The organism is Brucella haematophila (genome assembly GCF_005938105.1).
GTDB classification, from domain to species: domain Bacteria; phylum Pseudomonadota; class Alphaproteobacteria; order Rhizobiales; family Rhizobiaceae; genus Brucella; species Brucella haematophila.
The window spans coordinates 296,213-316,015 of the sequence record NZ_VCPE01000004.1 but is presented as its reverse complement, the minus strand read 5'-3'; the positions used below and the strand labels follow the sequence as shown (position 1 = coordinate 316,015).

The following is a 19,803-nucleotide window of genomic DNA, read 5'->3' as shown; positions in this document are numbered from 1 at the left end:
ATTTTGATGCGAAGAAGGGGCGTTTACTCGGTGCCGATGCGCACGATCTTGTCCACGAGTGCCGAGGCCAGATTAAGCGCGCTGCCGGTGGCGGTCACGATCTGCGGCAGGATCATCCATTCCAGCATCCAAGCCGCGCCCGAACGTTCCTGCTCATGCACCATCGACTGATGCAGGCCTGAGATCTGAACCGCATTGAAACGGGCAAGGCTGACCAGCACTTCAGCGCCCACCGGGTTTTGTTTATGCGGCATGGCGGATGAGCCGCCGCCGCCCGACAGGGAAAGCTCTGCGCCAAGCTCGGCCATCAGTGCGATGTCCTGTCCGAATTTGCCAAGCGTGCCGGTGATCAGTGAAAGAAGACTGCCAAACTCGGCAATGAATGCGCGTTGGCTTTGCCATTGCGGGCGATCATGCAGGCCAAGTTTTTGCGCCAGAAGGGCGCGCAGCGCAGGGCCTTTATCGCCAAATTTTTCCAGCGTTCCGGCAGCTCCGCCGAATTGCAGCGGGAAGACGAGCGCGGCAAGCTTCCGGTCATAATCGGCGAGTGGTGTCTGCCAGCTCGTGATGCGGTCGGAAACCGTGACGGGTATGGCGGCCTGCATCCGGGTATAGGCCGTCAGGCCATTTTTGCCGAAGGTCGCATCAAGCCATTTGAAGCGGTCGGACAGATGTTGCAGCCGACCGCGTACAATGGCGTTTGCCTCACGCAGCCGCAGCATCAGGCTTGTATCGATAACATCCTGGCTGGTTGCGCCAAAATGCAGTTGGGCCGCGAATTCCGGGCCGGTCGCCTGACGCAGTTCCTTGACGAGTGCCGGGATGATGACGCCATCCCGTGCGGTCCCAATTTCAAGAACGGACAGGTCCGGTTCAAAAGTTTCGGCTGCAAGCCTGATCGCATCGGCGGCTTCATTGGGGATAATCCCCAGTGAAGCCTGGGCATCCGACAATACCACTTCGAAGCGGATCATTCCGGCAATATCCGCAGCCGCGGTGAAGAGACTTAAAATCTCTTCGTCATCGCCAAAAAGTCTCGCCAGAAATGGATGCTCGAATACCGAAATGCTCATGCGTCAAATATCGAAAAAGACTGTTTCTTTTTCGCCCTGCAAGTGGATGTCGAAAGTATAGATGTCACCTTCGCGCTGGCCGATCAAGGTCTGCACACGTGCGCGATGCTCAATGCGCGCCAGCACCGGATCTTCTGCATTGGCGTCAGCTTCATCGGAGAAATACATGCGCGTCTGCAAGCCGAGATTGATGCCGCGCGCGACGATCCAGAACGTGATATGCGGCGCCATCAGGCGTCCGTCCCGGAAAGGAACACGGCCGGGTTTGATCGTCTCGAAAGTGAATTCGCCGGTTTCCATATGGCTTGGGCAGCGGCCCCATCCACGGAAATTGGGATCGGCCTTGCCGCCGGTTTCCGAAGGGCTGTTATAAAGCCCGGTGGCGTCGGCCTGCCAGATTTCCACCAGCGCATCGCGCAGCGGTGCGCCCATGCCGTCAAGAACGCGACCCTTGATGGTCACGCGCTCGCCCAGCGTCTTGTCGTTGGTCAGCGGGGTTGAGCCGAGATCTTCCGCGAAGACGCCATTGATGCCGACGAAATTCGGCGTCAATCCGATATGAACGTAAGGGCCCGCAGTCTGCGATGCGCTTTCCTTGAGATAACCCAGTGGCTGTACCATATCAGTTGCCCTCCGGACGGTTTTCAAAGAAGGTCGAGCGGCGTCCGCGCAACACAATGTCAAATTTGTAGGCCAGCATATCCATCGGCAGGGTCGCATTCATGTCGAGCGGCGCGATGAGGCGTTCGACCGCGCTTCTGTCAGGGACCGTCTTCACGATCGGGCAGCGCCAGATCAGCGGATCGCCTTCGAAATACATCTGGGTGATCAGACGTTGCGCGAAACCATGTCCGAAGATCGAGAAGTGGATATGGGCCGGGCGCCAGTCATTGACACCGTTCGGCCACGGATAAGCGCCCGGCTGGATCGTCTTGAACCAGTAATAGCCGTTCTCATCGGTGATGGTACGGCCAACGCCGCCGAAATTCGGATCGATGGCGGCGAGATAGGTTTCTTTCTTGTGGCGGTAGCGACCGCCGGCATTGGCCTGCCAGAATTCGAGCAGCGCACCCGGCACCGGGCGATTGCTTTCATCCAGCACGCGACCATGCACCAGAATGCGCGGGCCGACCGGCATTTCGCCGGGGCGCGCATAATTGCGGATCAGGTCGTTATCGAGTTCGTTCAACATGCCGTGCCCGAAAACCGGGCCGGTAACCTCGCTCTTGGTGCCTTCCAGCGACAGCAGTGCGCGGGTGGGCGAACGCAGAACGGATGTCTTGTACCACGGCGTATAGGCCGGTGGATGCATGGTCAGATCGCGAGCGAAAAAGGGGCTCGTTTCCGGCGGTGTGTTTTTCATTTCTCGGCTTCCTCCGCTTCCATCTGTGCGTAGGTCTGTTTGGCGATCTTGAACGCGTGGTTCGATGCGGGCACACCCGCATAAATCGCAACATGCAGCAGAGCTTCGCAGATGTCTTCCTTGGTCGCGCCGGTATTCTTCGTGGCGCGGATATGCATTGCAACTTCATCGTCCTGGCCAAGTGCGGCCAGAAGCGCAATCGTTACCATGGAACGCTCGCGCTTGGTCCATTGCGGACGTGACCAGACCGTTCCCCATGCCGTTTCGGTAATAAGCTCCTGGAACGGCGCATCAAGACCCGTGGCGCTATTCGATGCCCGGTCCACATGCGCATCGCCAAGAACCGAGCGACGGACGCTCATTCCAAGCTTGTAACGCTCGGAGCGCTCGGCAGTGTCACCCATGGTAATTCTCCCTGGAAGCTTAATTTGAAAGTCGGGTTGAAAGAAAATCGCGCAACAGCGAGACATAGGCGTCCGGTTGTTCCACGCAGGGTATGTGGCCGCTATGCGCGATTTCAGCGAAAGTCGCGCCGGGCACGAAGCTTGCCAGTTCCTTGACGAGCGCAGGCGGCGTTGCGCCATCCCGATCGCCGACGACACAAAGCACCGGCACGGAAATCGCCTTCGCCGCTTCCGTGAAATCGGCATCGCGCAGGGCTGCGCAGGTGGCCGCATAGCCATCGAGCGGCTGGCGCACGAACATGTTGCAATAGGCGCGGAAGGCATCATTGTCGGGCTTGCGGAAATCATCGGTGAACCAGCGCGGCATGGTGCCATCCAGAATGCTGGCCAGACCGTTCTGCAAAATAGCGTCGATGCGGGCGTTCCACATGTCCGCAGTGCCAATCTTGTGTGCGGTGTTGGACAGGATCATGCCTGCGACGAGATCGGGGCGAGCGGCATAAACACCCTGCGCAATCAGACCGCCGACCGAGAGGCCGCACAACACCACGCGGCGGATCGACAGCTTTTCGAGAAGCGCGATCAGGTCCTGCGCCAGAAGCGCGATGGAGTAGGGGGTGTTGCCGATATCGGAAAGGCCGTGTCCGCGCTTGTCATAAACCAGCGTCGGGATATCGTTGCCGAGCTTTGCCCGAACATCATCCCAGATGCGCATGTCGGTTCCCAGCGAATTGATGAAAACCAGAACAGGCTTCTCATCTCCGCTCCACTGCAAATCATAGTGAAGCACGACGTCATTTACGTTGGCGAATTGCACGGCTTTCTCCTCTTGATCAGCACTGTTGCGCTTTCCAATTGGTTAAGTAAAATGATATTATCAGTCTGAATCATAACTTATAGGTTATATAATTACGTGATCGGGAACAGGATCAAGTTTCGCCATCTGCACACCTTCGTTGAAGTGGCGCGGCAGAAGAGTGTGGTCAAGGCGTCTGAGATTTTGAACATCAGCCAGCCCGCTGTCACCAAGACAATCCGGGAACTGGAGGATGTGCTGGGTGTTCCGGTTCTGGAGCGTGACGGCCGCGGTATTCGCCTGACACGCTTCGGCGAGGTGTTTCTGCGCCATGCGGGCACGGCGCTGACGGCCTTGCGGCAGGGGCTCGACTCCGTCTCGCATGAGCTGGACGGTTCCGGCCCGCCGATCCGTATCGGCGCTCTGCCGACCGTTTCCACACGCATCATGCCGAAAGCCATGAGCCTGTTTCTGGCGGAAAAGGCGGGCAGTCGTGTGAAGATCGTCACGGGCGAGAATGCGGTTTTGCTGGAGCAATTGCGCGTTGGCGATCTTGATCTGGTTGTCGGGCGTCTGGCCGCGCCGGAAAAGATGACCGGCTTTTCCTTCGAGCACCTTTATTCCGAGCAGGTGCGGTTTCTGGTTCGGGCAGGGCATCCGCTGACTGACGGGCGACCAGTCTTCGATCATCTGGCGGATTATCCGGTGCTGATGCCGACGCAGAATTCGATTATTCGCCCGTTTGTGGAACGACTGCTGATCGCCAATGGCATCGGCGCGCTGCCCATTCAGGTGGAAACCGTTTCGGATGCTTTCGGGCGCGCTTTTGTTCGTGACAGCGATGCGATCTGGATCATCTCCGAAGGAGTTGTCGCGCGCGATGTAGCGGAAGGCAAACTGGTCATGTTGCCCATCGATACCAGCGAAACTGTCGGCCCGGTGGGCCTGACAATGCGGACAGACACGGTCAGCTCCGGGGCACTGCAAATGCTCATCCAGATATTGCGCGACGTTTCCGGCGCTTCGCTGCCCCGCTCCGTATCCAGTACCGGCGCAGGCACAACGTCGCTTTAATACTACTAGTGATGCAATAACTCGCCCAGAAATTTACGCGTGCGTTCCTGTTTCGGATCGGCGAAGAATTCGTCCGGAGAAGCCTGTTCGATAATCGCGCCCTCGGCCATGAAGATCACGCGGTCGGCCACCTGTCGTGCAAAGCCCATTTCATGGGTAACGCAGATCATCGTCATGCCTTCATCCGCAAGGCTGACCATGGTGTCGAGTACCTCCTTGACCATTTCGGGATCAAGGGCGGAGGTTGGTTCGTCGAAGAGCATGACCTTCGGCTTCATGCACAGCGCGCGGGCGATGGCGACGCGCTGCTGCTGACCGCCGGAAAGCTGCGACGGAAATTTGTCGGCCTGCTCGAGAATTTTCACGCGGTTCAAAAGCGCTTTGGCGCTCTTTTCCGCGTCTGCCTTGCTGGCCCCCAGCGAGCGCATCGGCGCGAGCATGCAGTTTTGCAGCACGGTGAGATGCGGGAAGAGATTGAACTGCTGGAACACCATGCCCACCTCGCGGCGCACAGCATCAATGGTTTTGCCCGCATGGCCGAGCAGAATGCCGCCGACGTGGATTTCGCCCTTCTGGTAGGTTTCCAGATGATTGATGCAGCGAATGAGCGTGGATTTTCCGCTGCCGGACGGTCCGCAAAGAACGATCTTTTCTCCCTTGCGCACCGCCAGATTGACATCGTGCAGGGCTTGAAAATTGCCGTACCATTTTTCGACATTCTGCAAGCGGATCATTGCATCGGAAGTCTCGGCAGAGGGCTGGTGGATCATCGGGTCACTCCGGGCATAGGTCAGGCTCAACGGCTTGATGCGGCAAACTTGCGTTCAAGATGCGCGCCGAAGATCGTCAGCGGGCAGCACATCAGGAAATAGAGCGCGCCAACAATGCCGAAGACGGTGAGCGGTTCGAAAATCTGGTTCGAGATAATGTTTCCAGCCCGTGTCAGTTCGGTAAAGCCGACGATGGAGGCAAGCGAGGTTCCCTTGATCAGCTGCACCAGAAAGCCGATGGTGGCAGGCAGCGAAATGCGGATCGCCTGTGGCAGGATCACGTCCTTCATACGCCAGAAATAACGAAGGCTGAGCGCTTTCGCGGCCTCCGTCTGGCCTCTGGGAACCGCTTCAATGGAGCCGCGCCAGATTTCACCCAGATAGGCGCTGGCATGCAGCGTCAGGCCAATCGCAACGGCAAGCCATGCATCGAGTTTCAGGCCGATGAGCGCAAGGCCGTAATAGACCACAAAGAGCTGCATCAGAAGCGGTGTGCCTTGAAAGACCGCGATATAGCCAGCGGTCATCCGTTCCAGCGCTGGAATGCCAGATGTGCGCAGCAAGGCAATGCCAAGGCCTGCCGTGCAACCGCAGACAAAGCCAACAGCCGAGAGCGCCACTGTCCACTTCAATCCAATCAGCAGGAAGACAAATTCATCGTGACCCATGGGGAAACTCCTACTTGACCGGATAGGCGAAATAGCGCGCCGAGATGAAGGAGAAGAGGCGCATCATGACCCAGGAAATCACCAGATAGAACGCCGTGACGGTAAAATAGACCTCGAAGCTGCGGAAGCTGTCGGATTCGATGCGCTGGGCAACGGAAGTCAGTTCATAGGCCGAGATTGCAGAGGCAATGCTGGTCGTCAGCGTCAACAGGATGAACTGGCTTGTCAGCGACGGGAAGATCGCCCGCAAGGCCGGTTTCAGCACGATCAGCCTGAAGACCTGCGCCTTATGCAGGCCAAGCGCGATACCCGCTTCGATCTGGCCCTTTGGAATGGATTGAACCCCGCCGCGAATGATCTCGATGGCATAGGCACCGCCATTGATGCCCAGTGCGATGATGGCGGTTGGCGTCGGGTCGAGCCGGACACCGGCAAGCGGCAATGCGAAATAGATGAAGAAGATCTGGACGAGAAATGGCGTATTGCGGATGAGTTCGACAAAGCCGATGACCAGCCAGCGCAGAAACCAGAAGCGTGAGCTGCGCAGCAGGACACCCCCAATACCGATGACGATTGCCAGCAACATGCCGAATATGGCCATGGTAAAGGTTCCCAAACAGGCAAGCAGCAGGTTGGGGAGGCCATCGATGACCGGCGTGAAGTCCAGAGTATAATTCATCGTTCGCTCTGTCTGTTTGCTCTTGAACAACAGGCCCTGAGCCTTGGGCGACGCGTCGTCTTTCTGGTCGCCGTTGTTCTCTTTGCTCCAATTGACCGGTGTGGCCAGATGTCTTTCGGTCAGTCTTTGTCGACCATCTTTGCCATGGCTTGCACGGCCAGCTCATAACCATTTGCGCCGAAGCCAATCAGGATGCCGGTTGCGACGCGTGAAATGAGGGAATTGTGGTAGATGCTCTCGCGGGCATGGACGTTTGAAATATGCAGCTCAATCTTCGGGCCGTCGAACATCTTCAAGGCGTCAAGCAGGGCGACCGAAGTGAATGTATAGCCCGCCGGGTTGACGATGATACCGCAAGCTTGCTTGCGCGCCTGATGCACGCTTTCCACCAGTTCGCCCTCAAAATTGGTCTGGCGAAAGTCCACCGTAAACCCAAGCGTTTCGGCCACTTGTGTTGCGCGGTCGCGAATATCGGCAAGCGTCGTGGTGCCATAGACAGTCGGTTCGCGCTCGCCGAGCAGATTGAGATTGGGGCCGTTCAAGATAAAGATGGTTCTGGACATGGTGCTTCCCGAAACGGCAGGCAGGCCGTTTTACGACATGAGGAAACGGTTGCAGACGCTGGCGTTTGTTAATCGGAGAAGCGCCCCCCGGAGCCTCTCCAATTCTCGTTTTTGTGCATTTGAACGCAAAGCGACTTCGCGCTTTTGCCGAAAATGCTGTTAGCCAGCGTCTGCAATCAGGATCGCTGAATTATCAGTTCGCGGTAAAGGAAACGCCTTCAAGCTTTTCCGGGAATTCCGGAACGGGCACTTTCATCCACTTGTCGTAGATTTTCTTCAGCTCGCCATTGTCCTTGATCTTGTCGATGAAGGTGTTGATCGCGGCGTTGAGTTCCTTTTCGCCCAGACGCGTGCAAGCACCGTTATAGAGCTTCTGGAATTCCAGCTTGTTTTCGAACTCACCCGGACGGGCCTTTTCGACGCGATCCATATAGAAGATATTGCCGCCAAGCGCCTGCACCTGACCGGAAGCCAGAGCCTGTACGCTCGGCGCGTCGCCGTCATAACGACGGATGGTGGCGCTGGACGGCGCGTTCTTGGTAACCTGCGTGTCCTGCGCAGCGCCTTTGGCAACACCGATGGTGAGATTGGCCATGTCGTCATTGGTCTTGATCGACATGGATTTCGGGCCGATCAGTACGATGGCATTCGCTACATAAGGCTTGCTGAACTGCACAGCCTTGGCGCGTTCAGGCAGCATGGCCATAGTAGCGAACAGCACATCGACGCGTCCCGTGGTCAGCGCGGGAATGCGGTTATTGACTTCAAGCGGTACAAATTCGACCGGAACGCCCAGTTCCTTGCCGAACAGATTGGCAATATCGGCGTCGAGACCGTCCTGCTGGCCTGCGCTTGTCACAAAACCCCATGGCGGATTGTCGCCCTGAATACCAACGATGAGCTTGCCGCGCGTCTTGATTTCCTCTGGCGTAATGGCTGCTGCGGGCTTGGCGAGCCCAACGGCTGCAACCAGCGCTGCCGCACCCAGCATCATGTGACGACGTGTCAGCATAGACTTAAGCATTCGTTCCTCCTCCCAAAAACTGGCGCTCTATCGATCCTCTCCCGTGGATCAGATGGCCGTATGATTATATGTTTGGCAGATGATGCTTGGCTAATCAACCGAGTTTATCGAAATCATATGAGATTTTGAATTTTACATAAAACGCATTTTTGCTCGCCCGCCGGAATGGTTGGCGTGAACAAGCGGATGACGGATCAGGCAATACGACCGCTTTTGAGGATATGGTCCACACCGCTCTGGATATGGCGGCGTATGACGGCTTGCGCGCCTTCGACATCGCGTGCAACGGCAAGTTCAAACAGCAATTTGTGGTCATCCACGACAGCGCGTCCGCGAAATGTCTGTGCCAGCATGTGATAGCGCAGAAAGCGGTCGAACACCGAGGATAGCGCCGTCAGTAGCGTTTCCGAATCGCAAGCCGACACAATGGCCTGGTGAAACTCCCAGTCGTAACGGACCCAGTCGATGGTGCGCGATGCATCGCCCGCGAGCAAAACCCGTTCCGCCGCGGCCAGCTTGTGGTGAGCGGCAACGATGCGCCCTTCCCATTCGAGGTCACCGGCTGCAAAGGAAAGCGCGATGGCATGGGTTTCGAGAACTCCGCGCAGATCGGCCAGTTCCTCCAGTTCCTTGCGGGAGGCAGGGCTGACTTCAAAGCCGCGCTGCCCCTCGGCCACGACGAGATTTTCCGTGGTCAGCCGGTTGAGGATTTCGCGAAGTGACGAAACGCTGATCGAATAGCGCTCCTTTGCCTGTTCAAGCTTGATCTTGGTCCGGGGCGGCAATGTTCCCGAAATGATGTCCTTGCGGATCTGCCGGAAAACCACATCGCTGACGGTTTCGGTGGATGCACTGTCTTCCCGCAGCATGGCTTGTCCTTTTCCGTAGCGGTCCTGTTCAAAAATGGTGGCAGGAAGAGTGGCCGATCAGGGCAGCGTACCCCCGGCAAGCGCATGTTGGACGCCGCCGTCTATGTGCTTGATAAGAATGGCTTTTGCCTCGGTTGCATTGCGCGCCAGTGCCGCATCGAGCAATTGCTTGTGTTCCTTTTCGGCGACGTCGCCGCGATAGGACAGCGCAACCATCTGATAGCGCAGATACTTATCGAAGACGGTGGCATGGGTTTCCATCAGCAACCGGGAACCGCAGGCAGAAATCAGCGCCTGATGAAACTCCCAGTCATAGCGCTTCCACTCTTCCGCCCGGCTGGCATCGCCTGATGCCATGATCTGCTCCATCCGCGCCAGTTTATAGTGCGACGAGACCAGTTGTGCCTCCCAATCCATGCCGCCGAAGGCGAAGGATTGTTCAAGCGCATGGGTTTCCAGCAGCAGGCGCAATGCGGCGATTTCCTTGAGATCGGCATCCGACATGGGGGCGACTTCGAAGCCGCGCTGCCCCTCTGCAACGACAAAGCCCTCCGACGACAGACGGTTGAGAATTTCGCGCAGTGTGCTGACGCTGGTGTCGTATGAATCCTTCAGGCTTTCCAGCCGTAACCGTTGTGCAGGCGCCAGACGCCCGAAGATAATATCGGTGCGAATGCGGCGATAGCAGCTTTCAGCGATGGACTCATTGGAGGATTCATAACGCATTAGTAGATATCTCAGATATTCGACAGTTTATCATACATGTCTCGCGTTCCGGTGACAATGCGATATCCCGACTTGCAGCAGAGTGTGAGACTTTCTCGGATGATCTGCGAGTTGTCCATAATTGTGGGGCGAATCGGAAAACTCGAGCGTTATTTCAGTGCGAAATGGCGCCGTCATGCAGGCGGCGGGCTGCTGCTGATTGTTTGACTCCCAAAATGACCGCCGGAGATCCGGCTTCTCATATCCACTCCCCCGGCTTCAAAGCCAGGTCCCGGGCCTAGCCTAGTATCGCACTCCCGTTCGACGGCAGAGCTCTTGGCAATTCTCTTATGATCGATGCCGTGATCTTGCGGTCAATAGAGGAACGGAGGATGCGCATTATTGGCAAGTGCTTTGTCTTGTGATTGGGGCTGGTACTGGAAACAGCTTTTAAATTTTCTGTGCAGCTCTAGTTTTGTATTATAATTTCGGAGATTTAAGATGATAGAGCCAGTTATAAGGGAAAGTACTTCTGATGAGGTTATAGCCCTAAGCGAGGTACATTCAGCGTCATTAGGTATGAGCGGCGACGCATCATCGCCCATAAGGCGTACCAAGGGCTGGTCGCCTGGTGATCAGAATATTTCCGGACGGCTTTGGTCCAAACCAGTAAATCTTGAAGAGCACTTTGGGCATCGTAGTCAAGAGACTGATAGGCAGGAATTTGGCATTTTGTCGGAATTAAAGGCGCAATCATCGCGTATGATTAAACATTATGAAGTAAAAATAGGAAAATATGAAGAAATGATTCATGTATCCGATGATTATATTGATTATATAAGAGGAAAAGGATCAAAGTTAAATCTCATTGATGTCGCTTTTAGCAAAAGTGTGATTTATCAAAGATCTAATTCTGCAAAAAGATTGGACTTATTGAGTAAATATTTAAATTTTTACAAAAATAACACCCATAAAAATATTAATAACCTTACAAATGACGATATTAAATATTTTGGAGGATATATGAAATCTTTCTCCGAAGCAGAAGAAGAGCTTAAAGTAAGGCTTCATAAAACGCGTCCTGCAATGGGGTATTTAGAGCTTATAAATAGTGTAGTCGACAGATTTCATCTTTTTTCCATTTTAAGCGGGCGTTGAAGAGTAACAGTATCCCAATTTATTTCAACATCAGCCGGAGAACACCTGTTATTTCGGCGGTACGAAAGGTTGCCTGACTGGGCCTGGCATGGATTTGTGGCGTCACGAAAACCCGGATGGCAACTGGCAGGACCCGCTTCTGCGCCAGCATGTTTCGCTGGATGGGTCGCGTGCCTACGTCAATCAGCTCGACCATTTTCTATCGGTTGTCCGTCGCGAGGCGGAGCCTTTGGTGTCCGCACGCGATGGCATGATGACACTCGCGACCGTGCTGGCGATTCAGGCAGCCGGGACCGGGAACAGCACCATATCCGTGCATGAATTCGTGGAGCAGGGATAAACCTAGCTCTCGAAGTCGCCGAAAATATCCTGCAAGCGGGTTAGTTGTTGCACCCGCTCATCGACAGCGCTGCCGAGCAGAATGATGATATGTGAAAGCATGAGGTCCATGATCGCCGTCATCGTCGCCGCTCCATCCCAGAGCGGGCCGTGAGAGCCGGGAACGATGAGCGCGATGTCGGCGACTTCATTTGCCCAGGAGCAGAATTCGTCGGTCAGCAGGATTACCTTCACGCCGACACGGCGGGCTTCGACCGCCAGAGGGCGCGCCTTGGAGGCAAAACGGCGCACATCGTGCAGAAACAGCACGCGGTTTTCGACGGAGCCATCCAGCAGTTCTGCATAGGTGCCATTCAGCCCGTCCACGAAGGAGACGCCGGGGCGCGAATAGGAAAGCTGCGAAGCAAAATATTGCGCAATGCCACGCACATTCTGATAGGCGGCAACATAGACTTCGCGCGCATCGATCAGCGCGTCGATGGTCTGCTGCCATTCCGGGCTGGTGGTCAGTTCGTAGACGGTGCCGAGATTCTCGATCTGCTCCTGAACCAGACCGGCGAGCAGTTTTCCTTCGCGGAAATCCTGCTGCAGCCGGGCGACCGGTCCCTTCACCTGCCAAGCCGGATTGGAACGACCGCGCCTGAGCGCGGCTTTCATTTCTTCCAGTCCGTCGAAGCCCAGCCGCCGCAGGTAACGGCCCACTGTCATTTGAGAAATGCCAAGCCGTTCGGCGATGGACTTTGCCGTTTCAAATGGAAGATCGGCGATGTTGCGCTCAATATAGTTGGCGATCAGCTTGTCGGCCTTGGATTTACGCAGCTCGGCGCTTTGCAGGCGTACGAGAATGTCTTTAGCCAAATCTTACCCCTCCCGTAAGCACCACAGCGGTTCCCCCTGGAACGAAATCACCAAAACCGCTCTATCTATTTGTTTTAAGCCCATCTGATCCAAAAACCGTTTCAAGATCTTCGGGATGTACTCCAGTCGCTATAGCGGCGACTGGAGATGGTGCAACAGCTTATTGTGCCGTTTTTACCTTTGTCCAGACCCGGTCGAGCTGGCGAATGCCGGAGCCCAGATCTTCGAAGATCTGCAACCGCTTCATCGTTTCGTCGGTCGGGTTGATTTCCGTGCTGCTCTTGATGTTGTCCGGCGTCAGCTGGCGGGCAGGCACATTGGGCGTACCGTTGGTCTGTTGGGCAACATTGAGCGCCGCAATTTCAGGCCGCGTGTAGAACTGCATGAACTTGATAGCGTTGTCCTTGTTCGGGGACGTTTTGAGAACGCACATATCTTCCTGATACATGGTCGCGCCTTCTTCCGGAATGACATAGCCGAGGTCTTTCGGATTGCCGAAGACGTCGATCATGCTACCGACGAAGAAATGCGCGGCGGCAACATCGCCAGCGCCGACCATCGGTCGGGAATCATAGGTGAAAGCGGCCACATAGGGCTTCATCTCGATCACCGTATCGGCGGCTTTCTGAAGTTGCGCCGGGTCGGTCGAATTCACGGAATTGCCGTTGAGGATGAGGCCAACACTCAGCACTTCGCGCATATCGTCGAGAAGGGTGATCTTCAGCCCCTTTTCCTTGACCGTCGCCAGCAGGTCTTTCCAGCCGGTTATGTCCTTGCCGAGCACGCGGCGGTTATAGAGAATGCCGACCGTTCCGAAGGCATAGGGCAGGCAATATTCGCCCTTCGGGTCGCTTTTGGCGCGAAGGAACTTCGGATCGATATTCTTGAAGCCCTCATAGGTGTTGATGTCGGTCTTGGCCAGCAGATCGAGCTTGGCCATGATGTCCTGCATATGCACGGACGGAAACACGATGTCATAGCCGCTGGCGCCGCCCTGAATCTTGGCCAGCATTTCCTCATTGGAGGAATAGGTGGAAAGATTGACCTTGATCTTGGTCTCTTCCTCGAACTTCTGAAGAACGGCGGGATTGATATACTCGCCCCAGTTATAGATGTTCAGCTCGTCTGCGAAGCTTTTGCCGGTAGACATGCCCATAACTGTAAGCGCAATCAGCCCAAGGCGCTGAACGGCACCCTTGAAGGTCGTCATTGTAGTTCCCCTTGTCGTTTGTCACATTTTTCTCAAAGGCCACAGCCTTTCCCGCTTATCGCTGGTGACGGAAAGGATGGGCCTTCGAGGCGTTGACTTGTACCGGAATATGGTATCAACATAACCAAATCACGCAAGAGTTAATTCAATAACATTTCGGGGAACGAAAAATGCGCGATGCGATTGTGCGGCTGGTGTCAGCCGCCAAGACCTTTGCCAGTCCGGAGGGCGGCGAGGTCAAGGCACTGGACGGTATCGATCTGGATATCGGTCGGAATGAGTTCATCACATTGCTGGGTCCGTCGGGCTGCGGCAAGACAACCTTGCTCCAGGCAATCAGCGGGTTCGCTGCACTGGATAGCGGGAGGATCGAGATCGACGGCGTCGACATGACGGATCGACCGCCTTATCGCCGTCCGGTCAATACGGTCTTTCAGAACTATGCGCTGTTTCCGCATATGAGCGTTGGGCAGAACGCCGGATATGCTCTCGAAGTCGCCGGTGTCGGCAAGGCCGAGCGCACGGAGCGGGTCAGGGCTGTTTTGCAGATGGTGGGACTGGCCGGTATGGAAGCCCGCCTGCCGCGTCAGCTCTCCGGTGGCCAGCAGCAGCGTGTCGCTTTGGCCCGGGCCATTGTAGCGCGGCCAAAAGTTCTGCTGCTGGATGAGCCGCTATCCGCGCTCGACAAGAATCTGCGCGAGGCAATGCAGTTCGAGCTGAAGACCTTGCAGCACGAATTGGGCATTACTTTCATCTTCGTCACTCACGACCAGCAGGAAGCGCTGACCATGTCGGATCGCGTGGCGGTGCTCTCCAATGGGCGCATCCAGCAGCTGGACGCGCCGCGTATTGTGTATGATCGCCCGGTCAATGCCTTCGTCGCCAATTTCGTTGGCGCCAGCAATCTGCTGGAAGGCCAAGCCGACGCCAACGGCTTCGTGCTGGGGGATGGGACGGTGCTGCATTACCACGGTGACGGCACAGCCAAAGGCAAGGGCACCGCACTTCTGCGCCCTGAAAATTTCTCGCTTGTCGCGCGCCATGAAAGACATGGCGCGCTTGATGTCACGCTCGACCAGATTGTCTTTGTCGGTTCGTCCTTCGAACTGCTTGGGCGTCTCGCTTCCGGGCGCAAGCTGATGGCGCAGATTCCAGCGGTGGACCGAAACTCGGTCAATGATCTGCAGCCAGGGCAGGCCGCGCGCTGGTATTACGATCCGGCTACGGTCCACCTTCTGTGTGAAGGGGAGGGCGTGCAATGAACCTCGCTGCCCTGCGGCGTATGCAACTCACGGTTCTGCTTGGGCCGGCAACGCTGTTCCTGATGGTCTTCTTCGCCATTCCGCTCGGGATTATGGTGGTGACGAGCTTTCTTGCACCCGGTCTTTATGGCGGTGTCGAATGGGAGTTCTACCCGCATAATTTCGGGCGCATTCTGGGCTTTGCCGACCCGGCATTCGAGGAATACGACCCGATCTATCTTTCGATTTTCTTTCGCTCGGTCCGGATCGCCATCGTAACGGTCATTGCCGCCTTGCTGGTCGCTTATCCTGCTGCATTCTACATCAGCAGGCTTCCCGACCGGTGGAAGAATTTCTGCATTTTCCTCATTACTCTGCCGTTCTTCGCCAGTCTGATTGTGCGGCTGTTCGTCTGGGTGATGATCCTGCGCCCGACAGGTCTCATCAATGAAACGCTGATGTCGCTCGGCATCATTTCGCGCCCGCTCGACATGATCTATACCGACGGGGCCATCGTGCTGGGCATGGTCTATGTGTTCCTGCCGTTCATGTTCATGCCGGTCTATGCCAGCATTGAAAAGCTGGACTGGCGTCTGGTGCAGGCGTCGCTCGATCTGGGGGCTGGTCCGGTGCGGACATTTTTCCGGATTGTCCTGCCGCTGACCGCACCTGGCATTGCCGCCGGTTCGGTGATTGTCTTCATTCCGTCGCTCGGAAATTTCGTTGTGCCTGCCGTGCTTGGCGGTGCCAAGGTGATGATGCTTGGCAATCTCATCGAAGGGCAGTTCCTGTCGGCGCGCAACTGGCCGTTCGGGTCGGCGCTCGCCATGATGGTGATGGCCGTCATGCTGGTGCTGCTCTTGTTCTATGTGCTTTTGACCAACCGGCGTAATGCCGCCGAAGCGCTGTCGCGGTAAGGGGAGATATTCATGAAAATCGCCCGTTCTCTCTTCAATGGCGGATTGCTGCTCTACGTCGCCTTGTTCTTCGCCTTCATCTATATCCCGCTTGCGCTCATCATCGTCTATTCGTTCAACGCCAATCCGGTGAACATGATGGTGTGGAGCGGCTTTACCACCGACTGGTATGCGCAGGTGCTGGGCTTCAAGACAGGCGTTTCCGAAAGCGCGCTCTATATTGAATCGACCGACCAGCTTGTGGCCGCCGTGTTCAACAGCCTGAAAATTGCGATTTCAACGACGCTCATCTCGACCATTCTCGGAACCGCGCTGGCGCTGGCCATGCATCGCTATAATTTTCTGGGAAAGCGCTTCTATCAGGTGACGCTTTTCATGCCGATGCTGATGCCGGATATCGTGCTGGGCATTGCACTGCTGATCTTCTTCGTCAATGCAGGTATTCATCTGGGGCTGACGACGATCATTATCGGGCAATGCACGTTTCTGATCTCTTATGTCTTCATCGTGGTTTCGGCCCGGCTGGCCGGTATGGACCGCACGCTGGAACATGCATCGGCAGATCTCGGCGCCAATGAATGGACCACGTTCCGCAAGGTCGTCATGCCTCAGCTCATGCCCGGCATTCTCGGCGGCGCGCTGCTTGCCTTCATTATTTCCATGGATGACCTCGTCATCACCTATTTCATCGCAGGCGTTGATGTTACGACCCTGCCGATGTTCATCTTCGCCATGCTGCGACGCGGCATCAAACCCGAAATCAATGCGATCGCCGTCATGATGCTGACTTTCTCTTTCGTCGTGGCTTCGCTCGGTCTCTATCTTCGTTCTCGGCAGAAATAATATGACTTCAAAGACACCTATTCGTAAACCGCGCGGCCGTGACCTCGGCATTCCTTTTACCGGGCGCACCGGTCCCAATAATGCGATCACCGATGTCGACGGCGTCGGTGTCGGCTTCCAGACAATCATCGAGAACGAGCCGCGTCCGGGCCGCAAGCGTCTGGTGCGCAGCGGCGTGACCGCCATTCTGCCGCATATGCAGTCGGAAAGGCCGGTTCCGGTCTATGCCGGTGTTCATCGCTTCAATGGCAATGGCGAAATGACCGGCACGCACTGGATCGCCGATGGCGGCTATTTTCTCGGTCCTGTGGTCATCACCAATACGCATGGCATCGGCATGGCCCACCACGCCACCACGCGCTGGATGGTGGACCGCTATGCCTCGACCTACCAGACCGATGATTTTCTCTGGATCATGCCAGTCATCGCCGAAACCTATGATGGCGTACTGAATGATATCAATGGCTTTCCCGTCACGGAAACCGATGTGCGCAAGGCGCTCGACAGTGTTGCATCTGGCCCGGTACAGGAGGGCAATTGCGGCGGCGGCACGGGGATGATCACCTATGGTTTCAAGGGTGGTACCGGCACGGCCTCGCGTGTCGTGGAGTTCGGCGGTCGCAGCTTCACGATTGGCGCGCTTGTGCAGGCCAATCATGGCCAGCGCGACTGGCTGACCATTGCCGGTGTCCCGGTCGGTCAGCACATGCGCGACGGCACGCCGCAAAGCCAGTTGCAGGAGCGCGGTTCCATCATCGTGGTTCTGGCAACCGACTTACCCTTGATGCCGCATCAGTTGCAGCGGCTGGCGCGCCGCGCTGCCATCGGCATTGGTCGCAACGGCACGCCGGGCGGTAACAATTCAGGCGATATTTTCCTGGCCTTCTCGACGGCCAATCAGCGCCCGATGCAGCATCGCTCCGAGCCCTTCCTCCAGATGGAAGTGGTCAATGATGAACCGCTCGATCCTTGCTATCTCGCTGCAGTCGACAGTGTGGAGGAGGCAGTTGTCAATGCGATGCTGGCTGCGGAAGACTTGGGCGGGACTTCCTATGACCGTCTGCTCGTTCAGGCTATCGACCATGACAAGTTGCGCGAAGTGCTGGCCAGTTATGGAAGACTGTCTGCTTAAAGCAACGCATCGATAGTTGCTTTAAGGATAGAAAGCAGCGACAGACACGGAGTCTGTCGCTGCCCCCTTTGTGATGTTTTCTCGACTGGAGGTCAGATCATCACAATGGAAATATCGGATTCTGCTTTGCTTTTAAAACGAACGCTGAAAGCGGACAGTGCCGCCCCAGGCATCGTTGACGTTACTGTTGCGCATTTCGGCTTCGTATCGCTTCCACTCGCCGCCGAATTTGGTGTAATTGACTTCCGGCGTAACGGTGAAACCGGGGACGACTTCATAGGCGACATTGGCCGCAGCCGCCGTCTTGCCCCAATCGTCATGTGCGCCTTGCAGATTGAACGCCACCTTGTCGGTCGCCTTGAATTTCAGGCCACCCCATACGGCCCAATCACCGCCCCACTGCCCGTACATCTGGTCCGGATCGTCCTCTGAAGAATAGGCTCCCTGCAACCAAAGCGAGAAACGGTCGGTTAAGTTGACATCGCCACGGAGCTTGGCGGCCCAGTCCTCAATGACTGAGTCATAAGCCACGACACCTGCGATTGCCCCCCAGCCGCCAGCATATTTCAGGCCACCGACAACATGCGGCAGGTAGCCGTCGATGGTGTAGTCATGACCGTCGGGATTTATATAGCCGCCGTCATTGTCGCCGCCCTGTTCGAGAGCGATCACCGCTGAAAAGCCGCTGCTGCCCGCGAATGTGTATGAGATTTTGCCTGTGCGATAAGCGCCGGGTGAGACCACATCGTCATTGATGATATCGCCCAGATAGCCAGTGAAAGTGTGGAATTCTGAGTCGTCGATACCAACTTTAAGACCACCCAATTCAATATAGGCATATCGCAGGACAACATCGGAATCCGTATCACCATATACATCGCTGATACCTGAACTATTTGCCCAATAGTTGAACCGCGTTTCGGTAAACGTTCTCAAAGTGCCGAGTTCGGTTTCCGAAGCGGTTGAGGTGCGAAGCGCAAACCGAGCGCTCTTGTCCCAACCTTCGCGATCAATGCCGGAAAAGACATCGTCACCACCCTTTACATCGTAACGGAGATAACCATGGATACGCAGGCACGTTTCGGTGCCGGGGATGTAGAAATAACCTGTACCATAGGCGTCGCAAACGCGCACATACTCAACGCCTTCCGGCTCTGGCGCGATGATTGCGTCGGCAGCGAACGATGAAAACGAGATCATCGTCGCGGCCGAAGAGATCAGAACGGTCGTCAGTTTCATAAGAGTTGCCTCGATTCAGCGTGAATTTTGTGAGGCCTATTAATACAGCGGCAATTTTACAGCTTCAACGAGCGCCAAGGCAATACATTCAACTATTGATTAAATGTTGCAGCAAAGATACCAATTAGCGGAATAGATAAAGATTTATACTTAATAATTATATGAATATTATTCTATTTGGGATTATTTCTATAAAGTAGTTGTATGGCTAATTATATAATTCTCATTTTTCTTCAAAAAGTTGCGATTTTTGAAATATGCTTGATAGTATAATCATGCATTGCAGAATGTGAGGTTTTAATCGTGCCTTGAGGGGCGAGTAATTAGAAAAGAAGTATTACCGATGGCAATTGACACAGAAAAATTGATTTTGTTGCGGGACTTGATGGCCAATATACTTGTTTCCGCAAAAATATGGCGATCGCTCGCAAACGAGGCTCTGCTTGATTTAGGGCTTGATTCGAGTATCGCAGCTTGCCTCTTCTGGATTGCGCATGTGGGGGATGGTGCCAAGCAGATCGATATCGCGACCGAAATGGGGCTGACGGCAGCATCGCTGGTGCGGATGATTGATTCACTGGAAGCGCTTCAGCTTGCGCGCCGTGAGGTTGATGAGAACAATCGACGGGCGAACCGGATTAGGTTGACGGAAGAGGGGCATCGGGTCGTTTCCATCATGCAAAAACTTCTCGATGGCGTGCATCAGAAACTGTTCAGAGAATTTGAGAACACCGATATCAATATGGCCAACAATCTTTTGCGGCGTGTGATCAGCGAAAGGGCTTGATCGCCAACGGCTGGAGTGTTGCTGCGCAGGCCGTTTCCGGCGGATTTGTTGCTGAATGTTTCTCGCTTTCGCATGGAAATATTCAGTTACA

The 19,803-nt window shown here is 55.5% G+C and carries 23 protein-coding genes; 8 read left to right on the top strand and 15 right to left on the bottom strand.

The window, feature by feature from the left end; genetic code table 11:
- Nucleotides 1–23: 23 nt before the first annotated feature.
- From FGI60_RS08995 to pcaD, 5 genes are read right to left on the bottom strand one after another with little or no spacing between them, the layout of a single operon-like run.
- A complete protein-coding gene (locus FGI60_RS08995) occupies nucleotides 24–1,073 on the bottom strand; it encodes a 3-carboxy-cis,cis-muconate cycloisomerase (RefSeq protein ID WP_138784895.1) in 1,050 nt (349 codons plus the stop codon).
- A gap of 3 nt (nucleotides 1,074–1,076) precedes the next feature.
- Nucleotides 1,077–1,694 (bottom strand): protocatechuate 3,4-dioxygenase subunit alpha, encoded by a 618-nt coding sequence (gene pcaG, locus FGI60_RS08990; protein ID WP_138784894.1) that lies wholly within the window; start codon nucleotides 1,692–1,694, stop codon nucleotides 1,077–1,079.
- A 1-nt stretch (nucleotide 1,695) separates the two neighbouring features.
- Nucleotides 1,696–2,436, bottom strand: a complete 741-nt coding sequence (gene pcaH, locus FGI60_RS08985) for a protocatechuate 3,4-dioxygenase subunit beta (protein ID WP_138784893.1) — start codon at nucleotides 2,434–2,436, stop codon at nucleotides 1,696–1,698.
- Complete coding sequence (pcaC, locus tag FGI60_RS08980) at nucleotides 2,433–2,840, bottom strand: 4-carboxymuconolactone decarboxylase (RefSeq protein WP_138784892.1); 408 nt, start codon at nucleotides 2,838–2,840, stop codon at nucleotides 2,433–2,435. Before pcaC ends, pcaH begins: the two co-directional genes overlap by 4 nt.
- Nucleotides 2,841–2,859: 19 nt before the next feature.
- Nucleotides 2,860–3,657 (bottom strand): 3-oxoadipate enol-lactonase, encoded by a 798-nt coding sequence (pcaD, locus tag FGI60_RS08975; protein WP_138784891.1) that lies wholly within the window; start codon nucleotides 3,655–3,657, stop codon nucleotides 2,860–2,862.
- A gap of 96 nt (nucleotides 3,658–3,753) precedes the next feature.
- On the opposite strand from pcaD, the gene pcaQ reads away from it, so the two are divergent.
- Complete coding sequence (pcaQ, locus tag FGI60_RS08970) at nucleotides 3,754–4,710, top strand: pca operon transcription factor PcaQ (protein ID WP_138784890.1); 957 nt, start codon at nucleotides 3,754–3,756, stop codon at nucleotides 4,708–4,710.
- 5 nt (nucleotides 4,711–4,715) lie between these two features.
- On the opposite strand, the gene FGI60_RS08965 is transcribed toward pcaQ, so the two are convergent.
- The 7 genes from FGI60_RS08965 to FGI60_RS08935 all read right to left on the bottom strand — a co-directional run bounded on the left by FGI60_RS08965 (nucleotide 4,716) and on the right by FGI60_RS08935 (nucleotide 10,009).
- A complete protein-coding gene (locus FGI60_RS08965) occupies nucleotides 4,716–5,444 on the bottom strand; it encodes an amino acid ABC transporter ATP-binding protein (protein WP_138784964.1) in 729 nt (242 codons plus the stop codon).
- Between the two features lie 62 nt (nucleotides 5,445–5,506).
- Nucleotides 5,507–6,148, bottom strand: a complete 642-nt coding sequence (locus FGI60_RS08960) for an amino acid ABC transporter permease (RefSeq protein ID WP_138784889.1) — start codon at nucleotides 6,146–6,148, stop codon at nucleotides 5,507–5,509.
- 10 nt (nucleotides 6,149–6,158) lie between these two features.
- A complete protein-coding gene (locus FGI60_RS08955; RefSeq protein ID WP_138784888.1) occupies nucleotides 6,159–6,827 on the bottom strand; it encodes an amino acid ABC transporter permease in 669 nt (222 codons plus the stop codon).
- Nucleotides 6,828–6,946: 119 nt separating this feature from the next.
- Nucleotides 6,947–7,390 carry a type II 3-dehydroquinate dehydratase gene (gene aroQ / locus FGI60_RS08950; protein ID WP_078336739.1) on the bottom strand — a complete coding sequence of 148 codons (444 nt, stop codon included), beginning with the start codon at nucleotides 7,388–7,390 and terminating at the stop codon, nucleotides 6,947–6,949.
- A 193-nt stretch (nucleotides 7,391–7,583) separates the two neighbouring features.
- Nucleotides 7,584–8,414 carry a transporter substrate-binding domain-containing protein gene (locus FGI60_RS08945; protein WP_138784887.1) on the bottom strand — a complete coding sequence of 277 codons (831 nt, stop codon included), beginning with the start codon at nucleotides 8,412–8,414 and terminating at the stop codon, nucleotides 7,584–7,586.
- 194 nt (nucleotides 8,415–8,608) lie between these two features.
- Entirely contained in the window at nucleotides 8,609–9,283 is a 675-nt protein-coding gene (locus FGI60_RS08940; protein WP_138784886.1) for a GntR family transcriptional regulator, read from the bottom strand.
- Between the two features lie 57 nt (nucleotides 9,284–9,340).
- Entirely contained in the window at nucleotides 9,341–10,009 is a 669-nt protein-coding gene (locus FGI60_RS08935) for a GntR family transcriptional regulator (RefSeq protein WP_078336742.1), read from the bottom strand.
- Between the two features lie 480 nt (nucleotides 10,010–10,489).
- Here FGI60_RS08935 and FGI60_RS08930 point away from each other — a divergent pair, with 480 nt between their 5' ends.
- Both FGI60_RS08930 and FGI60_RS08925 read left to right on the top strand, forming a co-directional pair.
- Nucleotides 10,490–11,146: a hypothetical protein gene (locus FGI60_RS08930; RefSeq protein ID WP_138784885.1), complete on the top strand. Its 657-nt coding sequence runs from the start codon at nucleotides 10,490–10,492 to the stop codon at nucleotides 11,144–11,146.
- Nucleotides 11,147–11,234: 88 nt separating this feature from the next.
- A complete protein-coding gene (locus FGI60_RS08925) occupies nucleotides 11,235–11,486 on the top strand; it encodes a hypothetical protein (protein WP_138784884.1) in 252 nt (83 codons plus the stop codon).
- A 2-nt stretch (nucleotides 11,487–11,488) separates the two neighbouring features.
- On the opposite strand, the gene FGI60_RS08920 is transcribed toward FGI60_RS08925, so the two are convergent.
- Both FGI60_RS08920 and FGI60_RS08915 read right to left on the bottom strand, forming a co-directional pair.
- Nucleotides 11,489–12,343 carry a MurR/RpiR family transcriptional regulator gene (locus tag FGI60_RS08920; protein WP_138784883.1) on the bottom strand — a complete coding sequence of 285 codons (855 nt, stop codon included), beginning with the start codon at nucleotides 12,341–12,343 and terminating at the stop codon, nucleotides 11,489–11,491.
- Nucleotides 12,344–12,503: 160 nt separating this feature from the next.
- Nucleotides 12,504–13,553, bottom strand: coding sequence for a polyamine ABC transporter substrate-binding protein (locus FGI60_RS08915; protein WP_138784882.1), 1,050 nt, complete (start codon nucleotides 13,551–13,553; stop codon nucleotides 12,504–12,506).
- A 170-nt stretch (nucleotides 13,554–13,723) separates the two neighbouring features.
- On the opposite strand from FGI60_RS08915, the gene FGI60_RS08910 reads away from it, so the two are divergent.
- From FGI60_RS08910 to FGI60_RS08895, 4 genes are read left to right on the top strand one after another with little or no spacing between them, the layout of a single operon-like run.
- Nucleotides 13,724–14,815, top strand: a complete 1,092-nt coding sequence (locus FGI60_RS08910) for an ABC transporter ATP-binding protein (RefSeq protein WP_138784881.1) — start codon at nucleotides 13,724–13,726, stop codon at nucleotides 14,813–14,815.
- Nucleotides 14,812–15,711: an ABC transporter permease gene (locus FGI60_RS08905; protein ID WP_138784880.1), complete on the top strand. Its 900-nt coding sequence runs from the start codon at nucleotides 14,812–14,814 to the stop codon at nucleotides 15,709–15,711. Before FGI60_RS08910 ends, FGI60_RS08905 begins: the two co-directional genes overlap by 4 nt.
- Before the next feature lie 12 nt (nucleotides 15,712–15,723).
- Nucleotides 15,724–16,554: an ABC transporter permease gene (locus FGI60_RS08900; protein WP_138784879.1), complete on the top strand. Its 831-nt coding sequence runs from the start codon at nucleotides 15,724–15,726 to the stop codon at nucleotides 16,552–16,554.
- Nucleotide 16,555: 1 nt separating this feature from the next.
- Nucleotides 16,556–17,686, top strand: a complete 1,131-nt coding sequence (locus FGI60_RS08895; protein WP_138784878.1) for a DmpA family aminopeptidase — start codon at nucleotides 16,556–16,558, stop codon at nucleotides 17,684–17,686.
- Nucleotides 17,687–17,818: 132 nt separating this feature from the next.
- Here the strand turns inward: FGI60_RS08895 and FGI60_RS08890 are convergent, their stop codons facing one another.
- Nucleotides 17,819–18,925, bottom strand: a complete 1,107-nt coding sequence (locus tag FGI60_RS08890; RefSeq protein WP_138784877.1) for a porin — start codon at nucleotides 18,923–18,925, stop codon at nucleotides 17,819–17,821.
- Nucleotides 18,926–19,268: 343 nt separating this feature from the next.
- Here FGI60_RS08890 and FGI60_RS08885 point away from each other — a divergent pair, with 343 nt between their 5' ends.
- Nucleotides 19,269–19,712 (top strand): MarR family winged helix-turn-helix transcriptional regulator, encoded by a 444-nt coding sequence (locus FGI60_RS08885; protein ID WP_138784876.1) that lies wholly within the window; start codon nucleotides 19,269–19,271, stop codon nucleotides 19,710–19,712.
- Nucleotides 19,713–19,803: the final 91 nt, after the last annotated feature.